Source organism: Amycolatopsis sp. NPDC051071 (genome assembly GCF_040682875.1).
Classification (GTDB): Bacteria; Actinomycetota; Actinomycetes; order Mycobacteriales; family Pseudonocardiaceae; genus Amycolatopsis.
The window spans coordinates 1-17232 of the sequence record NZ_JBFBBY010000034.1 but is presented as its reverse complement, the minus strand read 5'-3'; the positions used below and the strand labels follow the sequence as shown (position 1 = coordinate 17232).

Below are 17232 nucleotides of genomic sequence, written 5' to 3'. Positions count from 1 at the left end.
ACTGCCTTTCTCGGCCCGGTGGGCCGGGGTTGGGTCAGGCCGCGACGGCGGCCCGGCCGTGCACGACGTCGCCGAGCTGACGGGCGAGCCTGCCGGGATGTGGATCCTCGAAGATGTTCCGGCCGATGGCGACACCGGACGCACCCGCGCGGATGGCGGAGGCCACCCGGTGCAGGAGCATCTTCTTTTCCGGTACCGGCGGCCCGCCTGCGACGACGACCGGGATCGGGCAGGCGCGGACGACGTCCGCCATCGCCTTGGCGGAGCCCGGATAACTGACCTTGACCAGATCCGCGCCGAGATCGGCGGCGAGGGTGGCCGAATGGGTCACCAGCGCGGGATCGCTGGAGTCGGTGATCTGCGGTCCCCGCGCGTACATCATGGCCAGCAAGGGAATTCCCCAGCGGTCGGTGTGTTCGGCGACGCGCGCGAGATCGGTGACCTGCGACGCCTCCTCCTGGGAACCCATGTTCACGTGGACGCTCACCGCGTCGGCGCCCAGCCGCAGCGCGGCTTCCACGCTCGTGACGAGGTACTTCGCGTCCGGGTCCGGGGCGTGTGCCGTGCTGGCGCTCAGATGCACGATCAGCGAGGTGCTGGCGAAGCGCGCCGGGTCGAGATGACGCGCGGTTCCCTTGTGCAGCACGATCGCGTCGACGTCGGCGTCGACGAGTTCGCCGACGAGGCGGTCGAGCGAATCGTCGGGGGTGACCGGGCCGTTGGCCACGGAATGGTCCAGCGGGACGATCATCAGCCGCCCGTCGCGGTTGTCGTCCATCCGGTCCAGGCGTAGCCGTGCGCCGAAAGATTGGGGCTGACTCACCGGAACTCCTTTCTGGTCAAGCCGGGATCACCGGCGTGGTGGTGTCCGTGTCGTCGAGGCCGAAGCACCCGTAGAGCACGGTCACCGCTTCGTGGACGCGGTCACGCGGAACCAGGAACGTGGTGCGGGCTTGGGCGCAGGACACGCATTCCGCCGCGATGTCGGCGGTGGCCAGCGCGGACAGGCCGAGTGCGGTGAGCCCCGGCCTGCTGAGCAGCCCGGTGCCCACGACCGAGACCCGGCCGAGTTCCCGGCGGACGGCGACCGAACAGTCGAGTCCGTCCCGTACCGCGTTCACCGCCGCGTCCCGCAGGACGTCGGACACACAGAACTCCATGCGCAGCGGGGTGCCCGGTGGCGAGGACCAGACGACCGAGTCGACCGGGATCTGTACCCGCGACAAGGCGTCCAGTACCCGGGCACTGCCGCGTGCCCGGTCGCAGTCGGCGTCGATGGCCACGACCGAGACCCGATCGTCGTGGGTCACGGCGATGACGCCGGCTCGTCCTTCGAGGACTTCCGCGTCGAGCATCGTTGCTCCTTTTCCGATGATGGTGCTGCCTTGTCCTTGGCCGGAGGCGTCGCGGACGACGATGTCGACCCCGTGCGCGGCGGCCAGTTCGACCGAACGCGGATGCAGGACACGCGCTCCGGAGAACGCCATTTCCGTCATCACCGGCGCGGGCAGGCTGCGCAGTAACCCGGCTTGGGGCACCACGCGAGGATCGGCCCTCCGCACGCCTTCGACGTCCGTGTAGATCTCGCAGACCGGCGCCCCGAACGCGACGGCGAGTGCCACCGCGGAGGTGTCCGACCCGCCGCGGCCGAGGGTGACGACCGCGCCGGCGGGATCCAGGGCCTGGAAACCCGCCACGATCACCACCTGGCCACTGGCGAGCCGCTCGTGGAGCCGGTCCTTTTCGACGGAGGCGATCACTCCCGCTCCCGGCTTGCCGACCGCACGGAGACCGGCGTCCGGTCCGGACAGTGAGATCGCGGGAATTCCCAGTTCTCCCAAGGCGATGGCCAGGATCGCGGCCGACGCCAGCTCGCCGGTGGCGAGCAGTTTGTCCAGTTCCCGGGGATCCGGGGTGTCGCTGGTTTCGACGGCGGCGCGGACGAGGTCGTCGGTGGTGTCACCGCGTGCGGAGACGACGACGACCAGTGGCGTGCCCTCGCGGTGGGTCCGCGAGATCCGCCGGGCGACGGAGGCGACCTTGGCCGCGTCGGCCAGCGACGAGCCGCCGTACTTCTGGATCCTGATGTCCATTTCGCTCCGTCCCCAGTGAATCCGGGCAAGGGTTCTTCTTCCGTCGAGGAAGGGATGCCCGCCGGGGTGGCCCCTCCCACTCGCGTAAACCCGTGAACCTGGGAGCCGGGGCCGCGGAGATCGACCGGAGGATCCGGTGTCCCGGTCACTGAAACCGGGGAGTGCGGATGGCGTAGTGCGTGATTCTGTCGAAAAAGGGCCGTTTCCTTTGCGTTATCGGCAAAGGAAACGGCCCCTGATACGGATTCCGTGGTGTGGTCAGTCCGGTGCGTGCCGTCCCTGTTCGTGGGCGATCACCCGCAGTGCGAGTTCCACACGGTTCGACACCCGTAATTTGCTGAAACTGTTCCGCACATGGGTGTCGACCGTGTGCCTGGACAGGGACAACCGCGCGGCGACGGCCTTGTTGGTCATGCCCTGCGCGACGAGCCGGGCCACCCGCAGTTCGGTCTCGGTCAGATGCGACCAGCGGGCGGGGGACACCGGCGGGATCATCTCCACGCCGCCGTCGACCGGCGCGGGTTCGTCATGGCCACCGCTCCACGACCTGTGGATCCGCGCGGCCTCTTCGTACAGGTTTCGAGCCCGGTCACGCTCACCGACGCGCTCCGCCAGGTCCGCGGCGTCCCGCAAGGCGACGACCCTGGCCGGTCGCCGTCCGCTGATCCGGTGCATCTCGGCGGCGGAGGTGAGCGCGCCGAGATCATTCTCGTTGAGTCCCGCCGCGTGTGCGGCGGCGGCAGCGGTGGAGGTCACCCCGGGATTGCGGCCTGCCAGCTCCCTTGCCGTCCGTACCACTTCGTCCGCACGCGGACGGTCGTCGCGGCGCAGGGCCAGTTTCACCAGCACCGGCGCGATGAGCGGGCCACCCGTCGCGGTGAAGGCGACCGGATCGGTCGCCGCCTGCAGCCCGCTGGCGACCTCGGCGGCCTCGTCCTCGCGCTCCGCCGCCCACAGCCAGAGCATCCGTCGCCAGGTCAGATGGGCCACGTGTGCGCCGGTGCCGCCCTCGGCGAGGGTCTCGGCTTCGCACAGATTCGCGTCGGCCTCCTCCAGCAGACCGAGACTGGTGCGCACCTCGCCGAGCAGGCACAGCAACCTGCTGAGCAACGCGCCCGCGGGCTGCTCGCGTGCCGCGCGGACACCGGCTTCGGCGTCGGCCTCGGCTTCGGAGAACGCGCCTCGCGCCGCCCACATCCTCGCCCAATGGTGGTGCCAGGTCGGGGTGGACCACGACGTGCCGAGATGCCGCGCCTCCCGTCTCGCCAACGTCAGCGTGGAAGCCACTTCGTCGAACCGGTCGAGCGCCATCAGCGGACGGCACAACCACAACCTGGGATGACGTTGCTGGGCGCGCGGGCCGATCCGGTCCGCCGCGCGGACGGCGGCACGGGTGTAGGACAGCGATCGGCTGAATTCGCCGCGTCGCAACGCGGTCAGGCCTTTCGCCGCCGAGCCCAGCATGATCGCCTCACCGAGGGCGAGGGCGCTGCCGGCGGCGAGGCTGTCGTCGGCTGCCTGTTCGGCCGCCGCGATGTTCCCGTCCGAGCGGGCGAGGCTGTAGGCCTGGACGGCACGCAGTTCGGCGCGGTGCACGGGAGTGAGATCCGCTCTGGCCAGTGCGAGCCGGGTGTACTCCGCCACCGCGTTGTCGCCGCCCCAGTCGTGCGCGGGCTCGGCCAGTTCGGCCAGGGTGCGCACCATCGTGGTGGCGGTGTCCGCGTCGGCCGCGCGGTGCACCGCCCGTTCGGCCAGTTCCCACGCCAGCCTGCCGTCCCCGGTGACACTCAGCAGCCGGACCGCTTCGACCGTCAGCGCCTCGGCCATCGGATGGGCGTCACCGAGCAGATGCAGCAGGCGCAGCACCAGCCGGGCAGCGACCTTCGGCTTGCGCTCCGCGTTTCGGCGGACCTCCTCCCACAGCAGGTCGATCGACTCGCCGAGGCTGCCGCGGCCGCTGCGCACGAGATGGTCCAGCACCTCGTCGGGATCCCGGCCCTCCGCGCGGACCACCGTGGCGGCCTCCCGGTGCAGTGCCATCCGGACCGGTTCGTCGAGACCGGCGTAGAGGGCCTTCTGGACGAGTTCACTGCGAAACCGCAGGCCCGCCGGTTCCGGCGTCAGCACACCGGCTTCGATCGCCTCGGTCACCGGTCCGACGAGTTCGGTCGCGGGTCGCTGGGTGAGCCCCGCGACCTCGTGCACGGTGAACGTCTTGCCCAGTACGGCACCGGTCTCCAGCAGCGACAGAACCGGCTCCGACAGATCGGAAAGCCGTGCCCGCATCTTCTGCGCGACACCGGCGGGCATCGGCAGCAGTTCGGCGTCGGGCCGCAGTTTCGCCTGCCCGCCGGTCACCTCGACCTGCCTCGCGGTGCGCAACCAGCGGACCAGTTCCTCGGTGAGCAGCGGATCCCCGCCGCCGCCCGCGGCGACCTCCAGCACACCTTCGTCCGGTACGGCGCCCAAAATGGCTTCACAGAGCCGTTTCAGTTCGGCGGCGGTGAGCCTGCCGATCGTGACGCGCTGGGCACCGGAAGCCGCGAGCGCGTCGACGACGCCGCGAACCGCCGTCGACGCCAGCGAAGGACGTGAGACCAGCAGCCAGAACACGGGACAGGAAGCCAGTGCGGGCACCAGAACCCGGAGCGACAACGCGGTGAGTTCGTCCGCGTGGTGGAAATCGTCGAGACAGAGCACCAAAGGACGTTCCGCCGAGAGCCGGATCAGCCGTTCCCGCAACCGGTCCAGCGACGCCAGCCGGTTGCCGTTGAGGTCACCGAGATCCGCTGTCGCCGGCCGCGTCAGTTCGCTGTCGCTCAAGGTGGCGACCAGCGACGACAACGGGGCGGCGCGATCGGCGCGGGTCGCGCGCCCGTGCGAGACGGTGATCCCGCGGCGCTCGGCCGCCGCGACCGCGTATTCGGTGATCGCGCCCCGTCCCATCACCCCCGACCGCTCGGCGATCACCACCGCGCCACGGCCCGATTCCACCGCGGCCAGCGCGTCGTCCACCTTCGCGACAGCCTCGGTGCTCATGAATTGCGAAATACACCGCTCGGCCGGTCGGCACCCCTGATCGGACACGGCCAACTCCCTCCCTCGTCCGGCGACAGGACGATCGCCCGGCCCCCATGCCTTTCCCTCGAACAGTCCTTCCAGCCCCCAATGAATCGCGACTCCTTTCGTCCGCCGTTGTATCCCCACGGACCGTTGATCGGCTAACTACGCTATTCGAGTGAAAACTACTTTTCACTCTGATGGTACGGCGGAATTACCCTTACCCGCCGTGCACAGGGGAGACGTCCCCGCATACGGACGGGGAGCCGACAGCCCCGGCAGGCGGCGCTCGCCGATCCGGTGAATGAGGTTCCGTCCAACGGGTACCTACCGGATCAAGTGGCAGGCACGATCCGATTCGAGTCCGCTGGAGGGTGGAGTGAAGAAGATCTGGATCTGGGCCCTGTTCGCCGGGGCGTTCGCGGTGTCCTGCACCGAGTTCGTCGTCGTCGGGCTGCTTCCCCAGATCGCGGCCGACCTCGGGGTGTCCGAGGCGGTGGCGGGACAGCTGGTCACGCTCAACGCGGTGGCCTTCGCGGTGGGAGCACCCGTACTGGGTGCGGCGTTCCATCGAATGGACCGGAGAAAGGTCTTGTTCGGCAGCCTTGTCGTTTTCGCGATAGGGCACGCCACCGCGGGACTCGCGCCCAACTATCCGGTGTTACTGGGATCCCGGTTGCTTTCCGGCGGCATGATGGGTCTTTATCTGGCGACCGCGATCGGGACGGCCGCACGATTGAGCGAACCGGCGAAACGGGCTTCGACGATGGCGCTCATCGTCGCCGGTGTCAGCAGCGCGACCGCACTCGGTGTCCCGGTCAGCACGCTGATGGGGCAACACCTCGGCTGGCGCGCCCCGATGCTGGTCATCGGCGGTATGGCGCTGGCGGCACTGGCTTTCATCGCCATGGTCGTCCCGGCAACAGGGGCGGACGACGGCCCGCCGCTCAGTGAACGCGTCCGCGCTCTTGGCACGAAACCAGTCGTCATCGGTCTCGGCGCGATCGTGCTGTTCTGGGGTGCCTCCTTCACCGTCTACACGTATTTGGTGCCCCTGCTCGAACAACGGGCGGGTGTGCACGGAATCCTCGTCATCGTCGTCCTGTTCATCGCGGGCCTGTGTGCCGTGCTGGGCAACATCATCGGGGGCAAGGGCGCCGACCGGAACTCCCGGCTGACGCTCCTGGTCACCGCCGGTGTCACGGCGGCTTCGCTGCTACTGGTGCTGCCGTTGTCGACCGGCCCGGTGCAGGCGATCGCCCTGATCACCGTCTGGCAGCTGGCCGCGTGGTCCTTCGTGCCCACCGTGCAGGCCGCGTTGTTCCAGGCGGCGGGCAAGGGCGGCGAACTGGCCGTCTCGTTCGCGGTCTCGGCGTTCAACATCGGTATCGTCGCCGGTGCCGGCTTCGGCGGGGTCGCCTTGGCCCGCGCCGGACTGCCAGGAGTCGCCGTACTCGGCGCGTCGCTGGGGGTGATCGCACTGGTGCTGGTGATCCTGCTCGTCCGCCAAGTCCGCAAACAGGAAGCCGAGCCCGCCCGGCACGAATTCGACGCCGTGCTGTTCGATCTCGACGGCACCCTCATCGACTCGACGGCCGCGGTCCGCCGGGCCTGGCAGCGCTGGGCGGAGGAGGAAGGCGTGGACAAGGAACGGCTGGCCGGAACGGCGGGGAAGCCCGCCAAGGACATCGTCGCCGCTCTTCTGCCGCCGGACCGGTTCGAAGCGGGCCTGGCCCGCTACGCCCATATCGCCACCCACGATCTGCAAGGCGTGGTCGTCCTCCCGGGCGCGCGGGAAGCGACCGAGGCGACCGGGGAACGCAAGGCCATCGTGACCTCGTGCACCCGCGACGTCACCGATGCCCGCACCGCGGCCGCCGGCCTGCCCGTGACGGACGTCCTCGTCACCGCCGACGACGTCGAACGGGGTAAACCGGAACCGGCGCCCTATCTGCTCGGGGCGGAACTCCTCGGAGTGGCCCCGGAACGCTGTCTCGCCGTCGAGGACACCGCGTCCGGGCTGGCGTCGGGGACCGCCGCCGGCTGCGTGACCCTCGGCATCGGCGACGCCGACCGCCTCGACGCCGACATCGTCGTCCCGGACCTTTCCCATGTCCGCTTCGAGGTCGTGGGCGACAAAGTCGCGCTCACCGTGGGGAGCTGACCCGTGGACGATCACGCGCTGGCCCGCGAACTCGCGACGGCCGCCGGTGACCTCCTGCTCGGACTTCGCCGGGAGCATCCGGACTTGACCGGCGCCGAACTCGGCGCGGAAGGCGACCGCCAGGCGAATATGGTGCTGCTCAAGGCTCTTGCCGAGCACCGGCCGGACGACGCGGTCCGTTCGGAGGAAAGCGAGGACACGGCGGCCGCGCCCGGAAGCGGGCGCCTGTGGATCATCGACCCACTGGACGGCACACGCGAGTACTGCGATCGGACCAGACATGACTGGGCCGTGCATGTGGCGTTGGCCGAGAACGGCACCCTCGTCGCCGGTGCCGTCGCGGTACCCGCCACCGGCAGGACGTTCGCCACAGACCGGCCGGAACCGTTGGCAGCGGCCACTTCGCGCCCCCGGCCGCGCGTGGCCGTCAGCCGCAGTCACCGCCCCGCCGTCGTCGACGCCCTGGCGGGGGAGATGGCGGTCGACCTGATCCCGATGGGTTCCGCCGGCGTGAAAGCGATCGCCGTCCTCATCGGCGCCGCGGACGCGTACGTCCACGACGGGGGCCAATACGAATGGGACAGCGCCGCCCCCGTCGCGGTCCTCGCCGCCGCGGGCGCGCATACGTCACGGATCGACGGAAGCCCGTTGCGCTACGGCAACACCACCCCTGAACTACCCGATCTCCTGATCTGCCGCCCGGAACTCAAGGACACGATGCTCTCCGCACTCGCGGCCATCGCCTGAGGGAGGCAGTGGTCCCGGGACTTGCCGATTCGCGGTGTCTTGCCTCGATTCCGGACCACGCACGGTGACCGTGTGGATTTCGGCGCGTTGGACGATCCAGAATCCACACGGCGGTCCCCTCCCTGACCAGCCACGGGACAGTGGGCTTTCGTTCATGGTCCACCCGGGCCCGGCTGCCGCGGCGCTCCCGGCCGCGACCGTCGACCGTCAGGAGGATGACGGAAGTCCAGACCGACAAGACCCGGATGTACGGCCTGCCGCCGGGCCTGGACATCCCGCTCGACGACCCGCGGGCGGCGAGCCTGGCCGCGGCCGTCCGGTCCTGCCTCGGCTGACACCGATCCGGGTGAACCCGGCGCCCGCACTGACGCCGGGATCCACCGCGGCCCCTGGTCAGCGGCACGTCGCCGAGCGCGTGTGCCCAAGAGATCGAAATTGTTCGGTGAAGGCCCTCCACCACCATTCCGTTACCTGCGATAATGAGGCGCGAGATCCGGGCATCTGATGCGCTCGGACTCACTACGAAGAGCAGGGAAGAAAAGTATGGCTCAGGGCAGCGTGAAGTGGTTCAACAGCGAGAAGGGCTTCGGCTTCATCGAACAGGACGGTGGCGGGCCGGACGTGTTCGTGCACTACTCGGAGATCCAGGGCAACGGCTACAAGTCCCTGGATGAAGGACAGCGGGTGGAGTTCGAGATCGGCCAGGGCCAGAAGGGGCCGCAGGCCCAGGGCGTCCACGCCATCTGACGCGAAGGCCGCCCCGGCGGACTCGCCGGGGCGGTTTCCCGCGTCTGAGGCCGCAGGTCCGCAGGTCAGGCCGCCAAGACCACTTACGCAGGGGTCGAGCGGCGCGCCGGCTCGACCAGCGCGGTGATCGTCCGGTTCAGGTACGCGGCTGGATCACGCGGGTCGACTTCGGTCGAGACCGTGGTCAGCAGCTGCTCGACGACACGCTGCTCCTGCTGTTCGAACGCGTTGTAGACGACCGGTCTATGACCTCCAGGTCACGCGCGACGCGGTCGATCGATACCGCGCGGTGGTTCGGTGGTCAACTGCCGGTCTGGTCGCAGGTCGTGGCGTCGGCCGCGAGGACCGGGTCGGTCACGGGCCTTGCCGAGAACGACACGGTGTTCTGGGTGGTCAGGGCACCGTCGCGGAGGGTGTAGACGGTGCGGGTGCCGCTGTAGGTGAGTGGTTCGGCGCTGAGGTCGTCGGCTTCGGCGGCGACGGTCTCGAAGCTGCGACCGCCCTCGAACGGAGTGCACTGGTAGCCGAGGTGAGCGGCGATGCCGCCGCCTTCCGCGACCGAGAGCGGCTTGTCGTTCTCGTCGACGACCTGGCTGAGGTTGCGGCCGTCGAAGTGCAGCGAGGTGAAGAACGTGGTGTTGGCCCCCACCGACTGAGCCACGAGCAGTTCCGCCCGCCCGTCACCGTTAAGGTCCGCGACGCGCGGCGCTTCGAACCCACGGGAGCCGTCGGCGCCGAGGTGGATCGAGGTGAACGTCCCGTTCACCGTCGCCGAGATCAGCTGATCGTTGTCCGCGAGCAGTTGCGCGGTGACGGTCTCGATCTCCCCGTCACCGTTCAGGTCGGCCACCGTGGTGACCGGATCGGCCGACGAGGCGGCCAACGCCGGAACGACGGCGACGAGACCCAACGCGGCGCTGATGCCGGTGATGGCGGCGGTGCGGATGATGCTTGTGCGGTTCATGTTGTCTCCCTCCAACGCTTCCGGTGATCTTTTCACCGAAAGGGTTCTCACAAAGGGAGACGGCCACGGAGCGCCTGCGTGCAGTGAGAGTGTGATGTGCCACACAAACGCAACCCGGCCCGGGCGTGGTTGCCGAAAGTGACGCGGAAGTGACATGTGGTGCTGATGTGCACCAAAACAGGGTTCGACACCCGGCTGTCAACCCGCGAAGGAAGGTGGTTTGGCCACGAGGTTCGTCGCACACTGTCGCGGCGAGGTGAGCCATGACCGAAACCGGCGAGGTCGCCGAGGCACTGCGAACCGGGCCGTTCTGCCACGCGCTGACGGTGACCGCACGCGATCGCGGACTGAGTCTCCGGCAGTTGCAGTACCGCCTCCGCGCCAAGGGCACTTCGCTGAGTGCCATGACCTTGAGCTACTGGCAAAGTGGACGGAGCAAGCCGGAACGGGAGGAATCCCTTCAGGCCGTGGGAATCCTCGAACAGGTGCTCGCGCTGGATCCGGGGTCCCTGCTTCGATTGCTCGGTTCTCCGCGGCCGCGGGGGCGCGGTGTCCGTTCGGTGAAACCGGGCGACCGGCTTCACCGGGCTTGGGGTCATCCGGCCTTCCTGCCGCCGTTGCTCGCCGAATTCCGGGACTCGGTGGGGAATCCGGTCCGCAAGATCGGTTTGCGCGAATCGTTCTCTGTGGGGCCGGACCACTGTGTCCGGCGGATCGTGGTGCGGGAACTGATCGAAGCCCGGCGGGACCGGACACGCACGATGCTCATCGCGGCCCGAAGCGAACCCGGTGTCCCGCCACCCCAGGTGACTTCCAGTAGTCATTGCCACCCCGGCGCGGTGCTCACCCTCGCCGACGAAGGTTTCTCCATGACGGAATTGGTGCTGGCCAGGACGTTGCGGCGAGGGGAGCGACTGGTCATCGGCTACGAGCAGGAGTTCCCGCGCCCGCTCGTCACGCGCCGTCACCACCGCAGGATCGCCGAACCCGTCGACGTCTATCACGGCCGGTTCGTCTTCACCCGCGACGCGGAACCGGTCGCCTGCCGGACCTGGCGAACCCGCACGCCCGAAGGCCGGACCACCGGATGGCAGGAGACCCGGCCCGACGAACGGCACACCGTCCACGTTTCGCGACGGAACGCGGCTCCCGGAATCCACGGTCTGCACTGGAGCTGGGAATAGCGTTTCTCTGTTTACAGAAGTTTCCGCCGGGGCTTTCCCGGATGAACCCGGCTGGTTAGGTTCATGGCGCAGCATTCTCCCGGGAATTGTCCCGCCGCAAAGAAAGAAGGGCCGCTGTGAAGAACAGGACCGCACGCGCTTTGGCCGTGACCGCGTTCGCCGGTGCGCTGACCTGCCTTGTCGCTCCGTCGGTTTCCGCTAGCCAGGTGCCGGATTACCGGACCTGGCAGTCCGATGTGCATACGGCGATGAACGGCGGTACGGGCTATCTCGACGACCGGGTCGCCAAGGGTGGAACGAAACTGGCGGTGGTCACCGACATCGACAACACGGCACTCGAAACCTACTACCACCCCGGCGAACCGACCGCCGACGTACTCGCCTTTATCAAGCACGCCAAGAAAAACGGGGTCACCGTACTGGTGGCGAGCTATCGCAGCAGCGCGAGCGGCGCCAAGGAAGCACTCGTCGACGCCGGATACCCGGTGGACAAGGTCTGCGTCCGGAAAAGCTCGGAAAAGCACGCGACCGAGACCAAACAACGCTGCCGCAAGGAATACGCGGCGGCCGGATACACCATCATCGCCAACGTCGGAAACCGCCCCGGGGACTTCACCGGTGGCAACTACGAAAAGGGCTTCAAACTCCCGGACTACAACGAGCAGCTCTCGTAGCGGGGGCGCCGTCTCCCGGTGGTGGCGTGGCGCGGGCGGCCGGGCGGGCGGTTCCGGGGGGTCGTGAGTGGCAAAGAGGGTTCTATTGGCACCGCACTCGCGTGCTCAGAGCCGTAACTCGCGTGCTCAGACCCCGCACACCCGAGTTACGTGCTCAAGCACGCGAGTGACGTGCTCAAGCACGCGAGTGACGTGCTCAAGCACGCAAGTTACGTGCTCAAGCACGCGAGTGACGTGCTCAAGCACGCGAGTCACGCCTTCGCTCTGGCCGCCACTAGAACCACCGGTACGGAGGAAACCACCGGCCTGGCCGCCACCTCGCCGATCACGAGCCGCCGTCGCGTGCCGGGCCGGTGCGCACGGACGCCATCGCGGGGAACACGCCGAGCACGGCCGCCACCGCGAAACCGAAGACGAGCAGGTGCGCCGAGGCCACCGTGTCCGGGGCACCCAGGTTGACCAGCACGCCTGCGGTCGCGGCGCTGAACGCGGTCGCGATGAGCAGCACGGTGTTGATACCCGCGGCGGCCTTCGCGGCCTCCTCCTCGTCGTCGGTCGCGCCGAGGGCGGCGACCGTGAGGTGCGGGAACGCCATCCCGATACCGCTGCCCGCCACCAGCAGCACCGCGAACCAGGCGGCCACGACGACGCCGGTGGGCATCGTGTGCTGCAAGGCTCCGTAGCCGACGAGCCCGGCCGCCAGTGCGAGCGGACCGGCCGTCACCAGCATCCGCACCGAGCGCGGTGTCTTCGCTGTCGCGCTGAGGATCTGGGCCAGTGACCAGCCGAGTGACAGCGCCGAGCCGAGGAAACCGGCCACCAGCGGCGAAAGCGCGCCGATCTCCTGGCCGAACAGCGGGATGAACGACTCGGTGCCGATCCCGAACGCCAGCGCCACGACCGTGAGGTACACCCAGCGCAGCGGCAACCCCCGGCCGAACACCACCTTCGGCAGCACGCTGGCGGTCGCCGACCGCTCGTATACGACGAACCACACCACCAGCACCACACCGACGGCGATCGCCAGTACCGTGGCGATCCCGGACACGACACTCGCCACGCTCACCGCCGCGACCGAAGCCGTCAGCAGCACCAGCGAGCCGAGCGGGAACGCGCTCTTCGACGGGCCGGTCTCCGTACGCGGGATCGCCCGCACCGCGAGGACGACGAGTGCGATGGCCACCGCCGCCAGCACGACGAAAGCCAGCCGCCACGCCCCGAACTGGCCGAACAGCCCGCCGACCGCCGGTCCGAGGATGTTGCCGACACCCCACATCGCCGAGACCAGCGCCGCGGCGCGAACCCAGAGCCGTTCGGGCAGCGCTCGCTGGATCAGCGCGTACCCCAGACCGGCCAGCAGCCCACCGCCGAGCCCCTGGACGGCGCGTCCCACCAGCAGGGTCGTCATCCCGGGGCTGACCGCGCAGATCACCGTTCCCGCCGCGAAAAGCACGAAGGCGAGCACGTAGGACGTGACCCCGCCGCGGGTCGTGAGCAGGCGGCTCACCAGCATCGACGTGATCACCGAGGCCACCAGGAACGAGGTCATCGTCCAGGCGTAGAACTCCGCGCCGCCGATGTCCGCGACGATCGTCGGCAGCAGGCTGGTCGTCAGGTACACATTGCTCGCCTCGACCAGCACACCCCCGGCCAGTACCGCCGACACGGCGGCGTAGCGACCGCTCAGCAGTTCGCGCCAGGAGCCGGACTCCTTCGCTCCCACCAGTTCGTAAGTCATGCCGAAAACGTACGACCTCTAGTTCACTGGAGGTCCAGTTTGTTTCTCAAGGCTCGCGGACGTCCACGGTGACCATCAGGTCACCTCGGCCCTCGACCAGGCCGGACGAGCGGAGCCGCGGCATCCCGAATCCGGCGACCCGGATCTTGCCGCCGGACTTCACCCCCGCCGGTATCCGGAGCTTCTTCAGGCCGTCGAAGGTCTTTAGCTCGACGATCCCGCCCTCGCGTGCGATCGCGGGAGAGACCGTGGTCGTGCAGGACAGGTGCGCGCCGTCCCGGACGAAACACTCGTCGGGCAGCACGTTGATCTCGACGTAGAGGTCACCGGCGGGCCCGCCGCCGAGCCCGGTTTCACCTTGTTCCGAGAGCCGCATGCGCATGCCGCTTACGATGCCCGACGGGATCTTCGCGGTCAGGTTCCGCAGCTGGTGGACCCTGCCGTCGCCGTCGCAACGACGGCAGGGTTTGTCGATCAGCGTCCCGAAGCCGTTGCAGGTTTCGCAGTCCTGCCCGTTCTCGAGGCCGTCCCCGCCGCATCGGGAGCACCGTTCGACGACGGAGTCCTCGGAGGTGCCGAGCCCCTGACAGTCCCCGCAGCTCACCATGGTTTCGACCCGGAGCGTCTTTTCCGTGCTCGCGAACGCTTCTTCCAGCGTGAGGTCGAGCGTGATCAGCACGTCTTCGCCGCGACGCGCGCGACGTTGTGGCCGTGGCCTGACACCGGCCGGCGGCGGCCGCTCCGGCTGCAGGGAGATGGCGCGGTTCGCCAGAAACACGCGATGCACCAGTTCGGACGACCATTGCGGCGTCTGCTTGACGCCGGAATCCCGAAGACGCTCGTAAACATGTTCATAAAGCTCGTCCACGGCCACCCTGCCGTCGCCGTCACGATCCGCTTCGCCGGTGCGCAAACCGTGAATGATCGCTTCGGTGAACCGCGACGGTTCCGGTTCCAGCTCGCGGAACCGGCTCCCTTCCCACGCGTATTCCGTCCGTCCGGTGGCCATCAGCACGGCTCGTCCGTAGCCGGCCAGTTGTTCTTTCGCGTCCACGCCGATGGCCGCTTTCATACCGGGTACGAACGCTCCGCTGAAACAGCAGTCCAGCAGCAGCACGATCGACTTCGCCCGGCAACGGCCCATCTGGGCGTGCAGGAATCCCGCCGGGATCGACGTGGACGCCAGCAGGTCCGGATCCGTGTCCGCGCAAGCGAAGTACAGCTGGCCGTCGTCGTCTTTCACACCGTGGCACGAGATGTGCAGCACCAGGAGGTCGTCAGTGCTCCGGTTGCGGAAGAACTTCTCGATCGCGCGGGTTGCCTGGTGCGCGGGCGCGTCGACGACCTGCGTCGTCTGGAACCAGCCGATCGTGGGATCGGACAGCACGCCGTCGAGTTCGGCGACGTCCGCCACCGGCGAGCGCAATTCGGCGAGCCGCGCGCTGCCGTACGCGCCGGTGGCGATCAGGAGCGCGTCACGGACGCCCACGCTCAGTCCGCTTCCGGTGCCAGCGTCTTCCGGAACGCGTCGATCGCACGCGCCTGCTGCTCGGCGTTCCCGCCGGTCAGTTCCAGCTTGTTGTCGCCGACTTCGATCACCACACGCCTGTCCTTGTCACGGGCCACCCACGTGCGCAGCACTTGGCAGACACCGGTGACCACCGCGGTCAGTACCGCGGAACCACCCAGGCTGACGACCATCGCGCCGATGTCGGTCCCGGCGCCCTTCGCCCCGTCCGGGGCGGCGACCTCGGGTAGGCGGACATCCTCGACATCCAGCTCCAGCAAGGCTTTCCGGAGCTTCCGCGTCTCCGCGTCGAGTTCCTCGTCGCCCGCCACCCGTACCAGCAATGTCGTCATGCGCCCCCCTCGTCGGCCCTCGCGCACGATGATAGTCCGGCAGGCGTCACGGAATCTCGAAGAACCCGCCGTAGTGGTTCGGCGAATAGTAGAACTTGCCGTTGTCGTCCTTGATGATGCGATCCGGCTTCGGCCTCTGCGAATCCGGCAGCGGTTTCCCGTTGAAGTCCGTGTATTGGTCGGGGTCCCGGATGGGTTTGTTGTCGTACTGCGGAGTCGGGTGGACGTCGAACTCGTAGTACTTGCCGTCGTACGGTTTCCCCGGTCGCCCGTCCGGCCCGTCCGGCTGCGGGATCTTGTTGTCGCCGTGCGGGAGCCTGCCCTCGTTGCCGACCACGCTGCCCTCGGCGCCGTGGTTCCCGTAGATCCTGCCGCCCCAGGTGGACCCGGCGCCGCCCTGGGGATTGTTGCCCAGTCCCAGCGAGGACAGCTTGTTGTCGTCCACCTTGTCGTGCCAGGCGCCGAACTGGCCGCTGTCCTGGTGGTCGCGGATCCACTGTTTCATCTTGAGCGCGGCCTCCCGCTGCGCCGGGGTGAGATCGTCGAACTTCCCGATCTGCGACGGCGGAAGCGGGGGCTTGGGTGTCGGCTTGGGCTTGGGCTGCTTCCCCTTGCCGCCACCGCCGCCACGCGTACCGCTGTATTCGCCGCCTGGTTTGGGGCCGCGGGGTTTCCCGGCGGAGCCGGTCTTGCCGGCGTCGATCTTGCGCAGGGCCTTCTCGGCGTCGGCGAAGATGGTCTTCGCCTTCTTCATCAGCGGGGCGAGCGCACTCATCGCCTTGACCAGCCTGGTGGTGACGTTGGCGATCTTGGCCGCGGTCTTCGCGACGGCGGCGGTGACCTGGGGGAGGACCCAGGTCAGCCCGAGGCCCAGCGTCGCCAGTACCTGCAGTGCCCAGCTGATCAGCCTGCCGATCAGCTCGGCGATGGTGTCGCGGACCAGGGTGCGGACCGCCGTGACCACCTCGCCGCCGATCCGGGTGCCGGAGGACGCGCCGTCCGCGGCCTGCCGGCAGGCGCCGACCAGCGCCGCGATGTCGGCGCCACGCACGCGGTAGGCGTCGGCGGCGGTACCTGTCCAGTTCGCCGTCTCGGCGACGACCATCGCGTCGAAGTCGGTGCTGATCGACCCCAGTTCACCTGCCACGTTCTTCCAGGTTTCGGCGTGCGCCGTGATCTCGTCCGGGTCTCCGGCGAGGGCGTCGAGCGCCTCCTTCAGCGGCCCGACGTGCTCCATCAGCCAGCCGACCCCGGCGGCGAGAATGGTGCCGAACGGGTCGAGCGCGGCGGACACCGCGTCCATGGCGGTGCCGACAGCGCCGATCGCGACGGACGCCCAATCACCGCTTTCGATTGCCTTCTTGAGGTCGGCGGCGGACTCGAGCAACGGAACGCCGGACACCGCGGTGGTGGAATCCTTCGGTGCGGCGACGAGAGGGTTGGTCATCGCTGGATCGCTCCCGTCGTCGTCGCCGGGATCGCGTCGAGATACGGCTTGAGCGCATCGACGCCCGCGGTGTCCTGTTCGGTATAGGACCGCTGGGCGCTGCGCAGGTTCGCGGCGGTGGCGCGGACGCCGTCGATCGCCGCCGTGATCGAGTCGACCGTCTTCTCCTCCGCCGGATTGATGAACGGCGGTACGAACGCGCAGATCAGGCCATAAGCCTCGTCTGACATGGCCGCGGTCTTCGCCGCCGCCAACGCGGTACCCAGCCTGTCGGCGATCCCGTCGACGTGGTCCGCGTGCGTGCCGATCTCGGCGGGCACGACCTGGAAATCCATCTGCCACCCTTCGTCGCGCCGCCGGGCCGGACCGGGGCGTCTCACCCTGAGACGCGTCCGGACGGCGGTCGGTTCCCTCGGAACTCGATCTTTCACGGACACGCCCTTTGAGCAGACTCCTAGGGCGTGTCTGGCAAATCTCGTTCGCGGTCTTCGCGCCCAGGTGGCCCCTGGCGGCGTGGGCCCTTCGACCGAGTACGTCCAGTACGAGGACGAAGG

At 68.7% G+C, this 17232-nt stretch carries 14 protein-coding genes; 5 read left to right on the top strand and 9 right to left on the bottom strand.

The features are described 5' to 3' along the window. Positions 1-34: 34 nt before the first annotated feature. The 3 genes from AB0M65_RS14240 to AB0M65_RS14230 all read right to left on the bottom strand — a co-directional run bounded on the left by AB0M65_RS14240 (position 35) and on the right by AB0M65_RS14230 (position 5132). Entirely contained in the window at positions 35-823 is a 789-nt protein-coding gene (locus tag AB0M65_RS14240) for a 2-amino-3,7-dideoxy-D-threo-hept-6-ulosonate synthase (RefSeq protein WP_364026656.1), read from the bottom strand. Positions 824-839: 16 nt separating this feature from the next. Further along, entirely contained in the window at positions 840-2093 is a 1254-nt protein-coding gene (locus AB0M65_RS14235) for an aspartate kinase (protein ID WP_364026653.1), read from the bottom strand. Between the two features lie 258 nt (positions 2094-2351). Next, positions 2352-5132, bottom strand: a complete 2781-nt coding sequence (locus tag AB0M65_RS14230; RefSeq protein ID WP_364026650.1) for a LuxR C-terminal-related transcriptional regulator — start codon at positions 5130-5132, stop codon at positions 2352-2354. Between the two features lie 400 nt (positions 5133-5532). Between AB0M65_RS14230 and AB0M65_RS14225 the strand changes: the two genes are divergently transcribed. The 3 genes from AB0M65_RS14225 to AB0M65_RS14215 all read left to right on the top strand — a co-directional run bounded on the left by AB0M65_RS14225 (position 5533) and on the right by AB0M65_RS14215 (position 8811). Beyond that, positions 5533-7317, top strand: a complete 1785-nt coding sequence (locus AB0M65_RS14225; protein WP_364026648.1) for an MFS transporter — start codon at positions 5533-5535, stop codon at positions 7315-7317. A gap of 3 nt (positions 7318-7320) precedes the next feature. Next, complete coding sequence (locus AB0M65_RS14220; protein WP_364026646.1) at positions 7321-8064, top strand: 3'(2'),5'-bisphosphate nucleotidase CysQ; 744 nt, start codon at positions 7321-7323, stop codon at positions 8062-8064. Between the two features lie 543 nt (positions 8065-8607). Then, positions 8608-8811, top strand: coding sequence for a cold-shock protein (locus AB0M65_RS14215; protein ID WP_364026644.1), 204 nt, complete (start codon positions 8608-8610; stop codon positions 8809-8811). A gap of 301 nt (positions 8812-9112) precedes the next feature. Here AB0M65_RS14215 and AB0M65_RS14210 read toward each other — a convergent pair whose 3' ends face one another. Continuing rightward, positions 9113-9775 carry an FG-GAP-like repeat-containing protein gene (locus AB0M65_RS14210; RefSeq protein WP_364026641.1) on the bottom strand — a complete coding sequence of 221 codons (663 nt, stop codon included), beginning with the start codon at positions 9773-9775 and terminating at the stop codon, positions 9113-9115. A gap of 263 nt (positions 9776-10038) precedes the next feature. On the opposite strand from AB0M65_RS14210, the gene AB0M65_RS14205 reads away from it, so the two are divergent. Together AB0M65_RS14205 and AB0M65_RS14200 are read left to right on the top strand one after the other, a co-directional pair. Next, positions 10039-10959 carry a hypothetical protein gene (locus AB0M65_RS14205; protein ID WP_364026638.1) on the top strand — a complete coding sequence of 307 codons (921 nt, stop codon included), beginning with the start codon at positions 10039-10041 and terminating at the stop codon, positions 10957-10959. Positions 10960-11075: 116 nt separating this feature from the next. Next, positions 11076-11633, top strand: a complete 558-nt coding sequence (locus AB0M65_RS14200) for an HAD family acid phosphatase (protein ID WP_364026635.1) — start codon at positions 11076-11078, stop codon at positions 11631-11633. Between the two features lie 325 nt (positions 11634-11958). Here AB0M65_RS14200 and AB0M65_RS14195 read toward each other — a convergent pair whose 3' ends face one another. The 5 genes from AB0M65_RS14195 to AB0M65_RS14175 are packed head-to-tail and all read right to left on the bottom strand — an operon-like array spanning position 11959 to position 17013. Then, positions 11959-13371, bottom strand: a complete 1413-nt coding sequence (locus AB0M65_RS14195) for an MFS transporter (protein WP_364026632.1) — start codon at positions 13369-13371, stop codon at positions 11959-11961. A gap of 46 nt (positions 13372-13417) precedes the next feature. Next, complete coding sequence (locus AB0M65_RS14190; RefSeq protein ID WP_364026629.1) at positions 13418-14860, bottom strand: DnaJ C-terminal domain-containing protein; 1443 nt, start codon at positions 14858-14860, stop codon at positions 13418-13420. Between the two features lie 2 nt (positions 14861-14862). Beyond that, positions 14863-15231 (bottom strand): hypothetical protein, encoded by a 369-nt coding sequence (locus tag AB0M65_RS14185; RefSeq protein WP_364026626.1) that lies wholly within the window; start codon positions 15229-15231, stop codon positions 14863-14865. Between the two features lie 46 nt (positions 15232-15277). Then, positions 15278-16678: a hypothetical protein gene (locus tag AB0M65_RS14180; protein WP_364026623.1), complete on the bottom strand. Its 1401-nt coding sequence runs from the start codon at positions 16676-16678 to the stop codon at positions 15278-15280. Further along, on the bottom strand, positions 16675-17013 hold the full coding sequence (locus AB0M65_RS14175) for a type VII secretion target (RefSeq protein ID WP_364026620.1): 339 nt from the start codon (positions 17011-17013) through the stop codon (positions 16675-16677). The genes AB0M65_RS14180 and AB0M65_RS14175 overlap by 4 nt, the downstream gene beginning before the upstream one ends. Positions 17014-17232: the final 219 nt, after the last annotated feature.

Bases quoted from the DNA above. Each gene is read 5' to 3' on its own strand.
- AB0M65_RS14185 (WP_364026626.1), bottom strand. From the start codon at position 15,231: ATGACGACATTGCTGGTACGGGTGGCGGGCGACGAGGAACTCGACGCG.
- AB0M65_RS14180 (WP_364026623.1), bottom strand. From the start codon at position 16,678: ATGACCAACCCTCTCGTCGCCGCACCGAAGGATTCCACCACCGCGGTG.
- AB0M65_RS14215 (WP_364026644.1), top strand. From the start codon at position 8,608: ATGGCTCAGGGCAGCGTGAAGTGGTTCAACAGCGAGAAGGGCTTCGGC.
- AB0M65_RS14195 (WP_364026632.1), bottom strand. From the start codon at position 13,371: ATGACTTACGAACTGGTGGGAGCGAAGGAGTCCGGCTCCTGGCGCGAA.
- AB0M65_RS14175 (WP_364026620.1), bottom strand. From the start codon at position 17,013: ATGGATTTCCAGGTCGTGCCCGCCGAGATCGGCACGCACGCGGACCAC.
- AB0M65_RS14230 (WP_364026650.1), bottom strand. From the start codon at position 5,132: ATGAGCACCGAGGCTGTCGCGAAGGTGGACGACGCGCTGGCCGCGGTG.
- AB0M65_RS14205 (WP_364026638.1), top strand. From the start codon at position 10,039: ATGACCGAAACCGGCGAGGTCGCCGAGGCACTGCGAACCGGGCCGTTC.
- AB0M65_RS14235 (WP_364026653.1), bottom strand. From the start codon at position 2,093: ATGGACATCAGGATCCAGAAGTACGGCGGCTCGTCGCTGGCCGACGCG.
- AB0M65_RS14210 (WP_364026641.1), bottom strand. From the start codon at position 9,775: ATGAACCGCACAAGCATCATCCGCACCGCCGCCATCACCGGCATCAGC.